Source organism: Armatimonadota bacterium (assembly GCA_013314775.1).
Taxonomy (GTDB): Bacteria; Armatimonadota; Zipacnadia; order Zipacnadales; family JABUFB01; genus JABUFB01.
The window spans coordinates 258,133-274,878 of record JABUFB010000010.1 but is presented as its reverse complement, the minus strand read 5'-3'; the positions used below and the strand labels follow the sequence as shown (position 1 = coordinate 274,878).

Genomic DNA, 16,746 nt, shown 5'->3' with positions numbered 1-16,746 from the left:
GGCGACCGCGTGGGACTGCCAGCCCGATCCGCCGCGTCGGGGGACCGGTCTCGAGTGAGGTTGGAGCCGAGATGCGAGTTCTGCGGTTCGCAGCCCCGATGCGGAAGGGCAGGCCGCCGAACATGTGGAAAAACAACATACTAAATCGGCGCGACTCTGTGTGCCGCTTCGGAGGCCCGACATGAACCCGCGAATACTCCTGCCGGCACTGCTAATCCTCATTCTCACCCCATTTGCGGCGGCGGTTCCGTCGCTGGTGGAGCAAGTGGCCGAGGGCGTCACCATGGTCCGGGACGACGCCGGTCAGTGGGATGGCGACCAGAGCAAGAGCATCACTCACCAGAATGGCGGCGAGTACTGGGCCCGGAAGATCCTGGACCTGACTCATGTTCCGGCTGATGTGTGGGATGCCGTGCAGTCCGTACGCCTGTCTGTCTACATGACCGTACGCGACTACTCCTGGCGTACGCTGGAGCAGGCCAACGGTTTGGATGAAGCCTACGAGGTGGTGGTGAACGGACATGTAAACCGCTTTCCCACCAACTGTGGCGCGCCGGTGTACGCCGAGGGTAAGCCCGCGACCTTCGACTGGTACGACATGTCCTTGCCGAAAGAGCAGTTCGTGCGGGGCGAGAACGAGATCATCCTGCGCAAGGAGACGGCCGACAAGCGCGACGACTACCTGTACCTGGGCATCGACCACACCTGGAACCGTGGAAACAGCGCGGTGGCCTTCGACGGGAAGAACTGGCGGACCGACACGCTGACCGTCCCCGGCGGCACGGGCGAATACATGGTGCGCCTCTATCTCCTGGCCCGGGAAATGCGGGAGAGCATTACCTGGCGGCCGGCAGGCGCCGTCCCGCTTCAGGACCCCGCCGGTCTCGTTCTCTACGCCGGTGCACACGGCGCAGAGTTGGTCCCGGATGGACTGCGCCTGTCCGCCGGCCAGACTGCCCGGGTCGAGTGGGATCCAGCCCGGATTGACGCTCTGGAAGCCTTGAGCCTGTCCGTGGATGCCAGCGCGCCAGTGGAGGTCGCGGTCCTGGACAGCGAGGGCAAGCCGGGCGATACGATCCAGGGCATGTCCGAGACCGGGACGACCCTCATGCCGCCATTCGCTTCGAAACCCTCCGGTGTAGAGATCCGGGCGACCGCACCCGTGACGCTGCGCGCCGTCACCGTGAACCTGGGCCTGAGTTACCACCCCCGCCAGAAGCCCATCGACATGTGCCCGAAGATTGCTGCTCCCGCCGGGAAGCCCGCGGAGCGAGAGCCTGTCATGCGCATGGAGGGGACGACAGTGGAGCTCGAGAACTCCGGTCTGCGCGCCAAGTTCGAGATAGCAGACAAGCTGCGACTGGTCTCCCTGTACAACGAGATCACCGCCTGCGAGATGGTGACCAGTCCCGACAACGCGGCCCTGTTCTTGGTCGAAATCGGCGAACACCGCTATGCGGGGAACCGGGATTTCCAGTGTCGTTCTGTGACCGCGGCCGGCCGAACGGGACTAGTCGCAGAGCTCGCGCTGCCTGCTCCAGCCTTGTCGGCGCGTCTCACACTGGGCATCGAGGACGAGGGCCTGCGCATGGGCCTCGTGGTCACCAATGCCGGGGATACTCCGGTTGACTTCAAGGTGGCCTTCCCGCACGTGGCCGGCCTGAAGGCCTCGGATGACCCGGCGGCTGACTACTATTTCTTCCCGTGGGGCGGCGGCGTCATTGCTGACCGTCCGGCGGTGATTCGCAAAGGTTACGGCGATCACGAGGCTCTTTACCAGGTCATGGACCTGTTCAGCCCAGAGCGCGGCGGAGGTCTGTCTGTGCGCGCCGATGATGCTGAAGGCTGGCACAAGGTGCTCGCCCTGCGCAAGTACATCGAAGGCCAGGGCGAGGACCGGGCCGAGCGCCTGAGCATGATTACGGCGCCGGAGTACAAGTGGACCAACTCTCTCGATGCGGTACAGGGCACCGGCTTTGCCTATGAATACCAGCGGCGCACACGTGGTCCGGGCGAGTCCTTCGAACCCGCCCAGGCTGTATTCAGTGCACACCCCGGAGACTGGCGGGTCGCGATGAAAGCCTACGCCGACTGGGCCCACCGGGTCTGGCAGTTCCGTCCGTGGCCTTCGCGACTGAGAGACGTACACCACATGATCGCCGCGGGGTGGGGCCAGGGCATCCTGTTCAAGGACGGCGCATACCGCACCGATATCATCCGGCCCGATACCGACTGCATCGAACTCATGTCCTGGTGGGACTGGTCGCCACTGGGGCCCTGGGGAACACCCATCGACAAGGTGGAGGAAGTACTGGGAGCGTCTGTCTGGAAGACCTGGCAGCCCTATTTCGTGAAAGACCCGGTAACCGGCGAGATGATGTGGAACAACCAGCCGGGGGACTACCTGGGATACAATGAGCGCTTCGGCGGGCTGCCGGCATTCCGCAAGGCCATCCAGACATACAAGGATATGGGTGCCCTGGTCACGCTTTACACCGACCCCTTCCGCATGGACGACAATAGCAAGATCGGCAAGGCTCACGGCAGGGAATGGGGTGTGGTTCTGCAGAACGGTGAGCACTCGAAGAGCTATGAAGTCTGGAACCCCTGTCACGACAACCCGGCGGTCTGGCAGTGGGTGGCAGAAACTATGGAGCGCGTCATGCGCGAGACCGGTGCCGACGGGATCCGCCTGGACGAGTACGGGCACCGGGGCTGGGCGTGTTTCAGCGACCTGCACGAGCACCGGTTTTCCGAGAAAGGCGTGACCCAGTGGAACAAGGGCGTCGCCGAAGCTACCCGCATGGTGCGCGAAGCGATGGACCGGGTGACGCCGGGATCGGTGCTCACCCTGGAGCACCCTGGATACGACTACCTCATGCAGTACATCGACGGGACGATCACTTACGACGTGACCGTGCAGGCCACTCCCCTGCGGCCGGTGGAGTGCAATCTGCAGCGGTTCTACTTCCCCGAGTGCAAGGCGTATGAACTCGACCACCGGGGCGCGGACCCACAGAACCGCAACCGGCTGTGGAACGCCGTGGCCTCCTTCGGACGGTACTTCCCGCCGGCGCTCTATGCGCTGTACAAGGAAAACGCCGACGCCTTTGAAACCCGGGACTGCGAGGCGCTTATTCCCACGCTCATGCCGCGTGTCTACGCCAACCGATTCACAGGCAACGGGAAGACCTTCTATCACGTGATCAACGGAACCGAGCATACCGTCGATGGAGCAGTGCTCGAAGTGGAGGTCGGCCCCGAGGAGCATCTCTTCGACATGCTGAACTGCCGCGAGGCCAGTACGACACGGTCTGCGCGGACCGCCACCATCAAGGCTTACCTGCCCCGTAAGGAAGTCATCAGCATTGCGAAGCTGCGCAAGCGCCTGGATGTGATCCGGGACGGCGACCAGTTGACCGTGAAAGCTGCGCTCCCCGGCGGCGAATGCGAACTGGTGGTGGCGGATGTCGCGGGGAAGGTGCTGGTGACCGTCCCCGCATCAGCCGAGACGACCATCAGCCTGTCCGACCTGCCCGGGGGTGCAACGCCGGCGTGCGTGAAGCTGCTGCAGGGTAAGTACATGGTGGACGTGGCCGCGATTGGAGGGTAGGAAGGGGAGGGCACGACAGACGGCCGGGCTGGATGGGTCTGTCGCGGGTGTCCGCCTTTGCCTTCAACCCGCAAAGCGGGTGTCAGCCTGTAGCCACGGGTGGAGTGAAGCGAAGCGAAACGGAACCCGTGGATTCGCCGGCCCCTGTGACCCGAGCCCTGGAGGGGCGGCACAATGGCAACGGACGGGCCGGATGAGTCCCGCTAACCGCCCGTACCCTCCAGCATCACCTGCTCAACCACGCGGTGGACGCTGGCGCCAATGCGGTCCTCAATGTCGCCCTTCCAACGCCACGCCGGCCGGCCGTACTCATCCAGGTGCGGGCCGCCCTCGTAGCCGCCCTCTTCCCACACCCGTCGGGAGGGAATGTACGCCGCCATGTCATTGGCGTACCCGCAGACCCAGGTGCCTGGCCCAAACTCCCGCTTGAACCGCAGGGAGTAGTCCACCACGGCTTCTCCGCCGATGCCGATGAAGATGAGCTCCTTGCCGATGCGCCACGCCTGCACCGGGTAGGGGTACGATGTGGGGAAGACCGTTCCCTGGTCGATGAGCTTCAGCATCCGTTTCGCCCACCGCTCCTGTACTGAAGCCGGGCCGGCAGCAATGGGCACGAGCTTCTCCCTCGTCACAAGCTCTTCATAGTCGAGGTCGACGAACTCGAAATCCGAGCGGAGGCCGACCGAGATCGGTTTCATCTCCCCGGCCAGCACTTCCTCAACTGCATCAGACAGCTCCTTTCCATACTTTTCGCACAGTTCCAGCTTGCGCCGGGGGATCGGGTTCTGGTCGCCACCGCAGGCATTGAAGAACATGGCTGTCAATCCGGGGTGAGCCGCTTCCAGATTCACCTGCGCGAAGCCGGGGTAGTCGCCGCACCAGGTGTTGAAGGACAAAGTGGTCGGGTGGCAGGCGTACCCGAACAGGGCGGCGAGGAGCGCTCCGTTCTCATCTCGCACCGCAAGAACCGGGACATAGTGATCAACTGCGCCTCGCAGAGGAGTGCCTGCCGCCAGCATGGCAGGCACTTCGGCCTCCGGGTTCTCGCGGCGGTTCACCGCGAAAGTGCACTTGCCCTCACCCCAGAAGAGCCGCGCCGGGCGCAGGTTAGCGAGCGCCTCGGCCACGGCCTCCACCACCTCGCCCTCCATCCAGTCTGAGTACTCGTTCACCAACCTGCGCTGTTCGTCGTCGGCGGGGTAGTAGTCCACGAGATCGTCCTTCAGGCACGGCCCGCAGTGGTTGTGGCTGAAGGTGAGCATGAACTCGGACCGCAGCAGGCCGAAGCGCGAGGCGATCTTGGAGTACAGGCTCTCGTAGATGGTCTTGGACATGCCCATGTGGTCGGTGGTGGCCAGCACCACGCGCTTGCCCCGGCCGTCCTGCAGGGCGAGGACTTTCACCCAAAGGTCATGGATTTTCCCATCCGGTGGCCGCGCCGTTCCGTATCCGGCAAGCCAGACCGGGGTATTGGGTGTGATTACCCGGCGCGAAATGCCGACCTGCCAGGTCATGTCGTCAGCCCTCCCGGCAATTGGGGCGAGAGATGCGGCGATCAGCGCGAATGCGATGTAACGAGGCAACATGCTTGAGGCCTCCAGAGGCCGGGGCTAGACGCCGCGGAATCGTGTGGTCTGGGAGCCCGGTCACACGGGTGTTTCCTCGCCGGCTAACGGATTCCTTCGGGGAAGACCCGGGCAGACCCGGGGCGACCTTGGCCCATGCATACGGTTCTGCGGCCCTTCAGGGCTTGCCGGGCCAATCCGTCTTGGGAAGCGGGATGCCTGTGCGTCTGTATCTCCGCCCGGTGTTTTTGGTCCTACCGCTCGTCATCCACGCCGCCGCCTCCGGTTGGACCGACCTGGAGCTGGGGCACGGCTTCCACAAGACGAATCGGGGCCCGCGGTAGACGACCAGCGACCCTGCCCGCCGCGAGGTCCTCAAACGAAAGGGTGGTATGGAGCATCAAGCACCTGGATGACCTGCGGGCACGCGATGAGCGGTATCCAGAAACCAAAAAGGAGACAGAGACGACCTGCTGGTCGTCAAAGCCTCCACGGCCATCACACCCAGACGCACGGCCCAATGCAACAACATTTGTGCAGAGCACAGAGCGCGGAGCCGAGAGCGAATGGGAGCACGAGCAAGACCGGGTAGTGTCGGCACACGCTGCCGGTGCCTCGTCATCGGGGTTCAGAATGCGATGTAGCCACCGGGTTCCATGGGCCGCAGTTCCGGCGGTCCCCCGGCGGGCAAGGATGCGTCCCAGTTGCGGCGTATCAGCAGGTCCAGGCCCATGCCCGCTTCTTTCACGACGCAAGTGCACGGTCCGGACATGAAGTCGAGGAGCATGAGGGCCGGATCGACGGTGCCGCCGGCGGCAGGAACCGGACCCTCCACGTGCCCCCGCCCAAAACACCCAAACAGCAGCGGGGCGCTCTGGGCGCTCTCCTCCACCGGAAGCGCCCTGAGCTGCTTCACCAGCCACTTCTCTTCGGGTGTGCCGGCGTCGATCTCCAGAAAGCCCGGGTTCACGTCAAACTGTTTCGCGGTCTCGATGGCCTGCAGCGCCGCCTGCCGGGCGCTTGCGTTGGCATCCGCATCCTCGCCCGAGAGCAAGAGCAACACGCCCTGTTTGCGCTCTTCGACGAGCATGTCGGCGATCTGCTTTCGCAGCGGCGACTCCACAAGCGCCCGAGCATCCTCCGGGGACAGCCGCCCCGCGTGGATCTCGTCTCCGCGCGGGGTATACACGAGGTGCAGCGGGAGAGAAGCCTGCGCGTGGCGCTCCACTGCTTCGCGCAGATCAGGCGGAGTGGTCTCGGGCAACTGCTTCGGGTTCAGACGGACCAGGCGCACGTTCGCGAACCCGTCCTCCAGGCTCCCCATCTTCTCCAGGTAGCCGTTGGCCTTGCGGTCCGGGCCGACTTCCGGCCTGTCGCTGAGATAGACCACAGTGTATGAGTCCGCCGTCCAGTGGTAGAGGGCGTACTCGAAGACGGGGGTGTCACAGGCAGAGAGTGGACCGGCACCTGTGAGTGCGACAACAGCCAGCAGAACTCCGGCCGCCGCGGGTGTGAGTGTGGGTGAAGTCGGCTTCCTTTTCAACTACCCATCGCTCCTCGTCCCCACCCGTTTGTGAGTATGACAGTCCCCGTGCGTCTTGGGTTCGTCAGTTGCTGTCTCCTTGGGCTTGGAAGTCCCCACTCAGTTCACGGGCAACCGCGCGGGCAACTCCTGGATACTGCAGGATGTACCCGAGTTCCGCCATCTGCAGTGCCTTTGCCCCACTGTCCTTGACGAGGCGCAGTTCCTGCCGAATGCGACGCGCCGACCGGTAATCCCGGTGTTTCCGTGCATCGAAGGCCACGAAGGGCGCGGCCGTCTGCCGGGGCCAGACTGTGCCCTGCCTGCTGACGATTCCCTGGGCACGCTCCCGCACGGTGTCCAGGGACCAGTGTGGGCGGAAGAACCACGAGACCGTCTCGCCGGTGTAGTCCAAGTTCAGCCGGTACCCATAGTAGGGATTGGGCAGGAAGACAGGGTAGACGTGGGTGGTGAGCTTGATGCCCGGCTTCGCCTCTCTGGCAACTGCGGCCATCTCGTTGTTGAAGTGTACCAACACCTCTTCGGCCCAGCGCGCCTCCGCAGTTTTGGCGTCCATTTCCGGGTGTTCGGCGCGATATTCAGCCAGCTTCTCTTCGCAGACCGGGCAGTGGCAACGAGTGTAGTTGCGATAGCCGATGCAGTCGAACGCGAGGCCATCCGCGCCCAGGGAGGCCAGGTCGAGCACTTTCCTCGCGCCCATCTCACGCACTTCGGGACGATTCCAACAGGGCAGAGGAGACTGCAGCAATTCATCGGCTGACACGGGCTGGCCTCCGATCTGATAGTCAATGCCGAAGGGCAGCTTCGCCCGGGCTTCCTCCTCCGGGGTCATCACCTGCCGCCAGGATGCGTCGCCGCCGCTAAAGACCGTGGACAGGTAGAGCGATATCCCGCGCTGGTGACATTCCTCGATGAGTGCCGGGATTCGGTCTCGCGGCGGCAGTGCAAGTATGGTGTTGAACCCCAGGCTCTGGGCTGCCTGAGCCATGCAGGCCATGTCCTGATCCGTCTTGTTGGGCATCGACCACACCCAGACGGCCTTCCAAGCGAGGTCCGCGGCTGCAGGGACTACCATCGCCATAGTGAGCAATACTATGCAAAGCGAGAGCGCGCTCCGGTGGAATGCGTGTCCGTGGAGGGCTCTGTCCGCGAAGGTCATCAGGATCACGCTTTCTGCGTGCGATTGGACGGCGCTCAGCTACCTCAGCTCGATGCGGCGACCGCAGGTGGTCGCTTCGCTCTCGATGATGGATCAAGTCAACGGCGGACGGCTGTTGCGCCGTTGTCTCCAGTCTGCGGAGCGGGCGGCAGCCTATTGCCACGGGGGGAGTGGAGCGAGGCGGAACCCATCCCGTGGATTCGGCGGTCCATCGCCCTGAGCCTCGACGGGCAGGGACAAGACAAACGGCTCACAGGCTCAGCCGGTGGAGGAGCCTTCTCGAAACGCCCGAGGCGCCGTGCGATTTACTGCCGTCACCCATCAACGGCGCGCCGCCCAGTCTTCCCCGCAGTTTCCCCCCGCGCGGCCTGATTCCCTCCATACATTGCCGTTGCTCCCCCGCGCCAGATTCTCCACGCGCCATGCAGGTGAACAGGTAAGCGTAAGGAGAATACCCGCCCATTCCTGTCGTGGGGCGGCCGGTGTCCCGCATACAGGCAATTCTCGCCTGACTGGAGTGGTCGCGCATGGATCGCATCATCGCACTGTCCCAGCCCTGGCGGCTGCAGACTTCGTTCCTCGACACCCGAGACGGCGAGGCGCTCTCCACCGTCGGGGCCGAACTACCCGGCTGGCATTCGGTGGAGGTCCCGAGCACCGTCCTGCTGGCCCTGGTGAAGGATGGCACGTATCCTGATCCGCGCATCTGGCCAAATGCCTTCCGCGTGCCGGATTCCTCTGACCTGTTCAACGCCGACCACGACCTCGCACAGTACAGCCACCTCCCGGATGGCCGTAATCCCTGGCGCGACCCCTGGTGGTACCGCGCCGAGTTCGATCTCGATGCACTGCCCGCTGACGGCCGGGTCTGGCTCACCCTCAACTGCATCAACTACCGGGCCGACGTCTGGCTGAACGGGGTGCACATCGCCGGACACGATCAGCTTGTGGGGATGTTCCGGCGCTTCCGGCTGGACATCACCGCTGCCGCGCAACCGGGCCGCAATGCCCTGGCCATCCTGATTCACCCGGTGGATCACCCTGGCGACCCCGATACGCAGTTGGAAGTCTACGGTCCGGTGCGCAATTTCATCAAGGAAATCTGTCGGGACATCACCGAGGTCATGACCATCGGCTACGACTGCTTCCCGACCGTGCCCGACCGCAACATGGGACTGGTGCAGGAGGTGGAGATCGAGGTCACCGGCCCGGTGGACCTGCGAGACCCGTTCGTGCGCACCGACCTGGACTTGCCGTCCTTCGATTGCGCACGGTTGACCGTGTCGGCCGAGCTGGTCAACGCCTCTGATCGCGTGGTGAGTGGCGTCCTGGAGGGTACCATCCTCGATCCCCGCGGACAGACCGTGGGGCGCTTCTCGCGCAGCGTCACCCTGATGAGTCACGAGACGAAGATCATCACACTTGCTCACACGGACGCACCAGACCTGTGCATCGGCAATCCCCATCTGTGGTGGCCGAACACCTACGGCGACCAGCCGATGTATGAGCTGCGTCTGGAGTTCCGGGCAGGCGACGACCTTTCCGCTCGGGTGACCAGCCCCTTCGGCATCCGCCGCCTCGACTGGGCCCTGCACGAACTGGACGGCGCGGAGGGACTCAGGCTCTATGTGAACGGCAAGCGTATTTTTCAAAGGGGCGGGTACATTCAGCCCGAGATGATGTTCGACTGGAGCCCGGAGCGTGTGGATGCCGAGCTGCGTTACCTGGCCGAGGCCAACCAGAACTACGTGGTTTTCGAAGACATCCCCAACCCTCCAGACTGGTTCCTGGACCTGTGCGACAGGCATGGGCTCATGTTTTGGACCTGCTTCTATGACTGCTACTGGCTCCAGTACAACCGGCCCTGGGATGTGGATCGCGCCGTGCTGGAGGCCTGCACGGTGGACATCGCGAAGCGGTACCGGAACCATCCGTCCCTCATCATCCACATGGCGCAGAATGAGGGGGAAACGTGCGAGGACATCTACGAAATGTGGCGGCGGACGGTCCTGGCACACGATGACACCCGGCGGCTGATCCCCTCCGGGTCTTTCCCCTGGTATCGGACCGATGTGCCCGAGTGGTTCTCTCGCGAGCTGCCGGTGGGCTGCAACGACTACATGCCGAAGACCTACGGCTGGCAGCTGCCGGCGGCGTACTACACGCTGGTCCGCGAACACCGCAACTGGATGTTCATGATCGAGAGCGGCGCCGCATCCGTGCCGCCGGTGGAGAGCCTGGTCAAGTTCATGCCCCATCTTTCGGAGCTCGGGGCGAATCCGGGGGACGACCCGAAATGGCCGCTGGATGAAGCCTGGGCGCACTACGGTGCCAACTCGTACTTTGAATGGTTCGACCGCGGCCTGCGCCTGTTATATGGCGAGCCGAAGGATCTTCAGGACTACGTCTGGAAGGCGCACCTGGTCACGTACGACCAGCACCGGGGGTTTTACGAAGCGGTCCATCACCGGATGTGGGACATTACCAGCGGGTTCGGCGAGTGGAAGATCAACAGCGGGTTCCCGGACGTGCAGTGGCAATTCTACGACTGGTTCCTGCGGCCCATGGTGAGCCTCTTCGCGGTGCGCAAGGCCTGTGCGGCGCTTGCGGTTCAGCTCTGCCCGCTGGACAGCATTGTCAGCGTCATCAATAACAGCCTGCACGATGCCGATGGCCTGCACCTGCGCGCGGTCATGTTCGACCTGGACCTGAATGTGCTGCGCGAGGAATCCGCGAACGTGAGCTGCCCCGCTAACAGTGCGCTTGAGACCTTCTCCTTCGCCCTGCCCCCCGCGTTCGCCCAGGTGCCGGTGTATTTCGTGAAGCTGGAACTATGGCGCGCGGACGGAACTCTCGCGGCGGACAATTTCTACTGGCTGTCCCCGCGTCAGGATGAATACGAGCAAGTATACTGCGGCGACATGCTGAAGATGCCCGCCAACAAGCCGCTGTTCCTGCCAAGGGAAACGCCCTGCTTTCCGGAGCTGTCCGACATGCCGAAAGTCTCTCTGGGGGCCAGGGCGCGACAGCTCCCGGAGGAGAACGGTGACGCCCGGGTGCGGGTGAGTGTGAGTAACCCCGAGGTCGCTTTGGCGTTCTTCATCCGGGTGCGACTGGTGGATGCCGCCAGTGGGGAAGAGGTGCTCCCGGTCTACTGGACCGACAACTTCTTCTCGCTCCTGCCGGGGGAAACCCGCGAGATCGTCGCGAGATTGCCGAATCTCCCCGCAGGCGAGATCGAGGTCGCGCTGGACGGGTGGAACATCGAGCCCGGGCGATTTGTCATCAAAGCGCAGTGATTCAACGGGAGAAACGTGTGGACAGCGATCGGGGCTACGTGTGGGATGACCTGCGGCGCGAAGTGCTGGACTTCGTGGGGAGCTGTCGTGTAGACCAGTTCAGCTTCCGGTACTCTCACGCGGCCACCCAGCCCACCCTTTACAGCACCTGCTATGCGGTGATGACACTGGGCCTGTTCGGCGCGATTGACAGTCAGGACGGGGGATTTCGGGGACGGTGGGCCGGAACCATCTGCAGCTACCAGGACCAGGACGGCCTGTTCCGCGATCCGGTGATCTTCGGCCAGGGCTGGTACGCCGATGACCCGCTCTGGTGTGGTCGTGCCCATCTCACGTGTCACGCGATCATCGCCCTCACCGCCCTGGACGCCGTGGCGAGCCGTCCGTTCGCGCTGGTGGACGATTTCTCGCGGCTCGATGCCCTTGAGTCGTGGCTTGGGTCCCGGGATTTCGGCGCCCGCGTGGCCTGGACAGGCAATGAGATTATGAACGTGGGCACGCTCCTGCAGTATGCCCGGGATTTCCACAATGATTCCCGGGCGGGCAGAGCGGTGGCATTTCTCCTGGACTGGCTTGACGACCATCACCTCAACCCGGAGACGGGCGTCTGGGGCAGCCTGGACGTGAGCGACCCGGTGGCGCGGTCCCATGCGGTGCAGGCGGCGTACCACTGGTGGCCGCTGTACTTCTACGACCGCCGGCCTATCCCGCACATCGAGCGGGCGGTGGACACGGTGCTTGCGACCCAGAATCCCCGGGGCAGTTTCGGCTGGGGCGTACACAATTCCGCTAACCCGTATGACGGCAGCGCATGCGAAGACATTGACTCGATCGACCCTCTCGCGCGTATGAGCCGGCTCACGGACTACCGGCGGGATGAGGTGTTGGCCGCCTTGCGCACGGCAACGCCGGCGGTGCTTGAGAACCGTACCTCCGACGGCGGCTTCCAGTTCATGCGTCACCGTGCCTTCGAATACGGGCACCCGCAACTTGCTTCCGGGGCTGCCCAGGGCGGGATGTTTCCCACCTGGTTCCGCTCGCTTTCGCTCGCCTTGATCGACAGGGGGCTTGCCGGTGGCTTACCGGCCCAATGTCCGTGGCGGTTCGTGGACTGCCCGGGCTACCAGTTCTGGCGGGAGGTCGGCGCCTGAGCGACCGTCCGGGTCGCCGCGCAGGACAGCCGCAACCGAGGTGCTGTGGGATGGAGCCGTGGAAGCGCATCGAGTTGGACCCGAATCACGCGGGAAGCTGGTTCGTCTCGGGCGACCTGGACGGCGACGGCCGGGCGGAGATCGTGACCGCGCGGTCGGTGCAGTACTGGGTGGGCAAGTCAGATCACCACTACACCTGCGCGGTGGCAGTGCAGAACCTCGATGGCGAGGTTCTCTGGACATGGGGTGCCCCCGGAAGCGGCAGCGGCGAACTGTGGCATGACGTGCCCTGCCAGGTGTTTGACTGGGACGGCGATGGGCGCCCGGAAGTGATTCTCGCCACCCAGGGCGCGCTGGTAGTGCTGGAGGGGACTACGGGCAGGGAACTGCGCAGGCTGCCGCTGCCTGAGGATGCCACCGACTGCATCACCTTCTGCAATCTCAGCGGTGGCTCCCGGCCGGATGTCCTGCTCAAGACCCGGTACACCCAACTGTGGGCCTACAGCCACGACTGGGACCTGCTCTGGACGCTGGAGAAGCCCGGTGGATACCTCACCGCGCACCAGGCGTATCCCGTGGACCTGGACGGTACTGGGCGGCACTGCGTCATGGCCGGGCACGCTATGCTCAACCCCGACGGCACTCGGCGCTGGCTGGTGACCGCACCCAAGGACGAGCCCGGGCATGTGGACGCGGTGCGGGTCCTGAAGGCCGGGGATCGACCGCGGGATTTCCGCCTCGCAGTCACTTTTTGCGGGTCGGGTCGCATTGAGGTCATCGACGGTCTGGGCCGTCGCATCTGGGGCCTGAGCGGGCACCACTTCGAGTCAATGGACATTGGCCGGGTCTTCCCAAACCTGCCCGAGAAGCAGATTCTCGTGGACCTGTATGTGCCCTCCCCGGAACCTTATCCGCTCTGGGTGCTGGATGCGGAGGGCGACGTCCTGACTGAGATCGTGACGAAGGACGGCCGCCACCACGACCTGCTGGACTGGAACGGCGACGGCCTGGACGAGATCGTGGTCGCATACGAGCCCCTGATCTACAACGGGCAGGGGGAGGTCATCGAGCGCCTGGAAGTGGCCGAGGGCGACGAGATCCGGGACTGCGTGCCTTTGCATCTCACCAGCGACGGGCCCATATACCTTGCCCTCACCACCATGACCGGCAATGCTCTGTACCTGTACGAGAGTCCAGGCGGGAAACTGGCGGACGGCCGGCCCCCGCGGGTGGGCACCGAGATGAACGCGACGCTATACTGAAGACGGAAGAGGAGTCTCCCGGGATGGAGCGCCTTTTCGCCACCGACGTCATGACCAAGCGCCAGCGCGTCGAGGCTGCTCTCAACCTGCAGCCCGTTGACCGCGTGCCCATCCTGGAGCAACTCAGCTACAACCCGCGAGTCATCGCGGACTGGACGGGTAAGGAGATCACCGGGTTCGAGTACACCGTGGAGGATATCTGCGCGGTCATCCGGCAGACCACGGACCTGATCATGCCCCCGGTTGCGCCGAGGGGGACGGATCGGTACACCACTGCGGACGGATTCGTCTACCAGAACGACAACTGGACCACCTGGCGGGTCAGCAAGCCCTTTTCGGACGTGGACGGCGCGCGTCAGTGGCTGATGAGGCGCACACACTCCCTCGAGAACTCCCCGGATGACCCCACCGCCGCCCGAGAAGAGCACCGGCGGTTCATGACCGACCTGCAGGCGCGCATCGGCGAGACCGTGATCCTGCGCTATCACGACACCGGTTTCTGCGCGGCCTTCGACACCATGGGCCTGGAGCTTTTCGCCTACCTCACTCACGATGACCCGGAAGTGTTCGAACGTTACATGCAGGTGAGCGGCCCGCGGCAGGTGGAGTGGGTGAAGGCGGTGGCGGACCCCGCGCTGTCTCCGGTAATCCTTATCGCCGAAGACTTCGCGACCAAGCAGGGCCCCATCTTCCCGCCGGAGTTCCTGCGGCGGCACCATTTCCCGTACATTGAGCAGGCCGCCGCCGCCTGGCACGAGGCCGGGGTCAAGGTGCTCTACCACAGCGACGGCAACTACCGCAAGGCGATCCCGGACCTCATCGCCTGCGGCGTGGACGGGTTCTACTGCCTGGAGCCAGGAGTGGGCATGGAGATCGTGGGGCTGAAGCAGGAGTGGCCGGAGATGGTCTGGTCGGGCGGCGTGGACGGCGTTGACCTCATGGAACGGGGCACGCCGGACCAGGTGCGCGCCGAGGTGCGCCGGCACATCCTCGAGACCCGGGCGCTGGAGACCGGCGGAATGTTCGTGGCCTCATCCAGCGAGATCAACCCGCCGATACCCCCGGAGAACTTCCGGGCGATGGTGGAGGCGGTGGGGGAGTTGAGGAACGAGGGGGGCTGAAGGCCAGCGGCACCCGATCGCTAGTGGGGTGGGCCACCCGGTGTCGGCAGCGGCTCGTCCTTCGGCTCTGGTCCGTAAGCCCCCACCATGGAGGGGCAAAGCGCTATCGCCCCTGGGGGGCTGGAAGGCTACGGCACGCGGCCAGCCGCATGCGATAGAGTGGCTTCGCCCATCACTCCCCCAACCTCAGCACCTTGATCCACTCAAGTTCGATCTCGTAGTCCGTTCCCCACGGCGGGTCGATGCGGAAGGCTTTCAAGAACCCCTGCGGCTCATGCCCCGGCCGGAAGCTGAGCACATAGGTGTGCGGCTCACCGTCGGCCTGCCAGTCATGCTTGTGGCCGCGTTCGCCCACGAATGTCTGCCCCTCACCGGCCCAGAAAAGCTCAGCCCAGCGCCAGTTGGCCTGGGAGCTGCGCACTCGGAAGGCCACGGCAACCTTGTTCCCCGCCTGCGGCCAGCCACCTTCGAGCCACAACTGCGGGTCGCCGCCGGTGATCCTGAACACCGCTCTCCCGTCGCGAATGCCCTGTAACTCCACGTGCATCCGGGGCTGGATGGCCTGCGCGGTCTCCTCGCTATCGAAGCGCCATTCGGCCACCACCTCCCCGGGGAGCGTCTCGGGGTCCGCGGTCAGGTCCATCTTGCGCTCAACCACGGTTGGGGTCGGGTCAGGCTCGAGCTCCCGGGCACGGGCTGCCGCGAGTGTCTCGCCCTGCAGGATGCTGTATGAGTCCACCTGTTCCGGCGTTGGCCGCGCCCAGTCATTGGGGCCTGCACCCGGGGCGAATACCCGGCGAATCGCGTCGAGATGCCCAAACCCGAACTCCTTGCTGGGCTCGATGAACGAACCCTCGCCCCACTCGTTCCAGGCTTCGATGATAAACAGCGGCAAGTCAGGCTTCACCTGCGCCTTGCCGTCGCGGAGGGTCTGCTCGAACAGGTCCGCTGTGTTGTCAGTGCGTGCCCAGCGGGTGTCGTTGCCCCATCCGAGAGTGCGCGGCATGTCATCCCAGCCCGACTGGGTGGAGGTGATGAAGGGCTTGGGTCCCGAATGCAGGCGCTTCCAGTGATTCGGGAGGGCCTCCACGAGTTCGGAATACGGGGCACTGCCGGGCCTGCTGAAGACCGTCTGGGTAGTGAGCGCGGCGTAGCTGTATCCGGTGAAGGCGTCGCCCACCGGAATGTCTCGCACCCGTTCCGGAGCATTGTGGACCAGCACCAAGAACAGGTCCCCCAGGCCTTTCTCGTGGCAGATGGCGTTGAGCCGGGGCAGGAGGTCCGTCTTGAACCCATTCGGACCGCCATTGGCCTCAAGCACCGTGTCGATATTCCAGATCATGAATACGGGGCGGTCGCCGATTTTCAGGTAGTTGGGCCTGGTGAAGTAGTTGTCCGCGCAGTATCGCAGCATGGTCTCAATGCCCGCCGCGCTGTTGTCCACCGGCGCCCAGCCGCCAACATCGTGGTTGCACCAGTGGATTGCGAACTTCATCCGCTCATTGTACCGCGCGTTCAGGAAGCCACTCTCCAGGGCCCCGTGCAGGTGCTTCTCGCCGCTGTTCCAGTACCAGTCGAAGGCGAACCAGGAGATGCCCGCCTCCAGCGCCCAGTTGATGTGCCAGTCGGCCACTTCGGGCAGAGAATCATCGTAGAAGCCGAGAATCGGGCGCGGGTGGGCGAATTTCGCGATGAGCTTCCACTCACCGTAGCTGTCTCCCCGTCCGGCGCTCCAGCCGGGGAATATATAGGCGCCCACCTGGACGTCAGTCTTGACCGGACGTGGTTCAGGAACCGGGTAATCGGCGGCGAGTACAGGGAAACACAGGGCGGTCAGCACCGTGCAGAGCAGGTTCATGGCGGCCTCCAGGACTCTCAGAGCGTAAGAGTTCGCCGTCCCGGGCAAGTGACCGGGCACCTTTCCGTATGCGAGGCTCCAGGACCTGCGGCCCTGGTCGAGGAGATGCCAGTTGTGTGACACGACCGGCGCGGGGAACGCCTGCGCAGAAAAAAGTTCGAGACGACGAAGGATT

Annotated in this window: 10 protein-coding genes; 5 read left to right on the top strand and 5 right to left on the bottom strand. The window is 64.4% G+C overall.

What is annotated here, in order from left to right; genetic code table 11:
* Window positions 1-181: 181 nt before the first annotated feature.
* Window positions 182-3,613 carry a hypothetical protein gene (locus HPY44_14030; protein NSW57127.1) on the top strand — a complete coding sequence of 1,144 codons (3,432 nt, stop codon included), beginning with the start codon at window positions 182-184 and terminating at the stop codon, window positions 3,611-3,613.
* Between the two features lie 203 nt (window positions 3,614-3,816).
* Here the strand turns inward: HPY44_14030 and HPY44_14025 are convergent, their stop codons facing one another.
* The 3 genes from HPY44_14025 to HPY44_14015 all read right to left on the bottom strand — a co-directional run bounded on the left by HPY44_14025 (window position 3,817) and on the right by HPY44_14015 (window position 7,742).
* On the bottom strand, window positions 3,817-5,199 hold the full coding sequence (locus tag HPY44_14025; GenBank protein ID NSW57126.1) for a neutral/alkaline non-lysosomal ceramidase N-terminal domain-containing protein: 1,383 nt from the start codon (window positions 5,197-5,199) through the stop codon (window positions 3,817-3,819).
* 607 nt (window positions 5,200-5,806) lie between these two features.
* The gene (locus HPY44_14020; GenBank protein ID NSW57125.1) at window positions 5,807-6,721 is read right to left on the bottom strand and encodes a hypothetical protein; all 915 of its coding nucleotides are present in this window, start codon (window positions 6,719-6,721) and stop codon (window positions 5,807-5,809) included.
* 64 nt (window positions 6,722-6,785) lie between these two features.
* Window positions 6,786-7,742 carry a hypothetical protein gene (locus HPY44_14015; GenBank protein ID NSW57124.1) on the bottom strand — a complete coding sequence of 319 codons (957 nt, stop codon included), beginning with the start codon at window positions 7,740-7,742 and terminating at the stop codon, window positions 6,786-6,788.
* 665 nt (window positions 7,743-8,407) lie between these two features.
* On the opposite strand from HPY44_14015, the gene HPY44_14010 reads away from it, so the two are divergent.
* Complete coding sequence (locus tag HPY44_14010; GenBank protein ID NSW57123.1) at window positions 8,408-11,179, top strand: hypothetical protein; 2,772 nt, start codon at window positions 8,408-8,410, stop codon at window positions 11,177-11,179.
* A 17-nt stretch (window positions 11,180-11,196) separates the two neighbouring features.
* On the top strand, window positions 11,197-12,330 hold the full coding sequence (locus tag HPY44_14005) for a hypothetical protein (GenBank protein ID NSW57122.1): 1,134 nt from the start codon (window positions 11,197-11,199) through the stop codon (window positions 12,328-12,330).
* Window positions 12,331-12,415: 85 nt separating this feature from the next.
* On the opposite strand, the gene HPY44_14000 is transcribed toward HPY44_14005, so the two are convergent.
* Complete coding sequence (locus HPY44_14000) at window positions 12,416-12,508, bottom strand: hypothetical protein (GenBank protein ID NSW57121.1); 93 nt, start codon at window positions 12,506-12,508, stop codon at window positions 12,416-12,418.
* Here HPY44_14000 and HPY44_13995 point away from each other — a divergent pair.
* On the top strand, window positions 12,501-13,592 hold the full coding sequence (locus HPY44_13995; protein NSW57120.1) for a hypothetical protein: 1,092 nt from the start codon (window positions 12,501-12,503) through the stop codon (window positions 13,590-13,592). The genes HPY44_14000 and HPY44_13995 overlap by 8 nt on opposite strands.
* A gap of 23 nt (window positions 13,593-13,615) precedes the next feature.
* Window positions 13,616-14,713 (top strand): hypothetical protein, encoded by a 1,098-nt coding sequence (locus tag HPY44_13990; protein NSW57119.1) that lies wholly within the window; start codon window positions 13,616-13,618, stop codon window positions 14,711-14,713.
* A gap of 172 nt (window positions 14,714-14,885) precedes the next feature.
* On the opposite strand, the gene HPY44_13985 is transcribed toward HPY44_13990, so the two are convergent.
* On the bottom strand, window positions 14,886-16,571 hold the full coding sequence (locus tag HPY44_13985; protein ID NSW57118.1) for a glycoside hydrolase family 99-like domain-containing protein: 1,686 nt from the start codon (window positions 16,569-16,571) through the stop codon (window positions 14,886-14,888).
* Window positions 16,572-16,746: the final 175 nt, after the last annotated feature.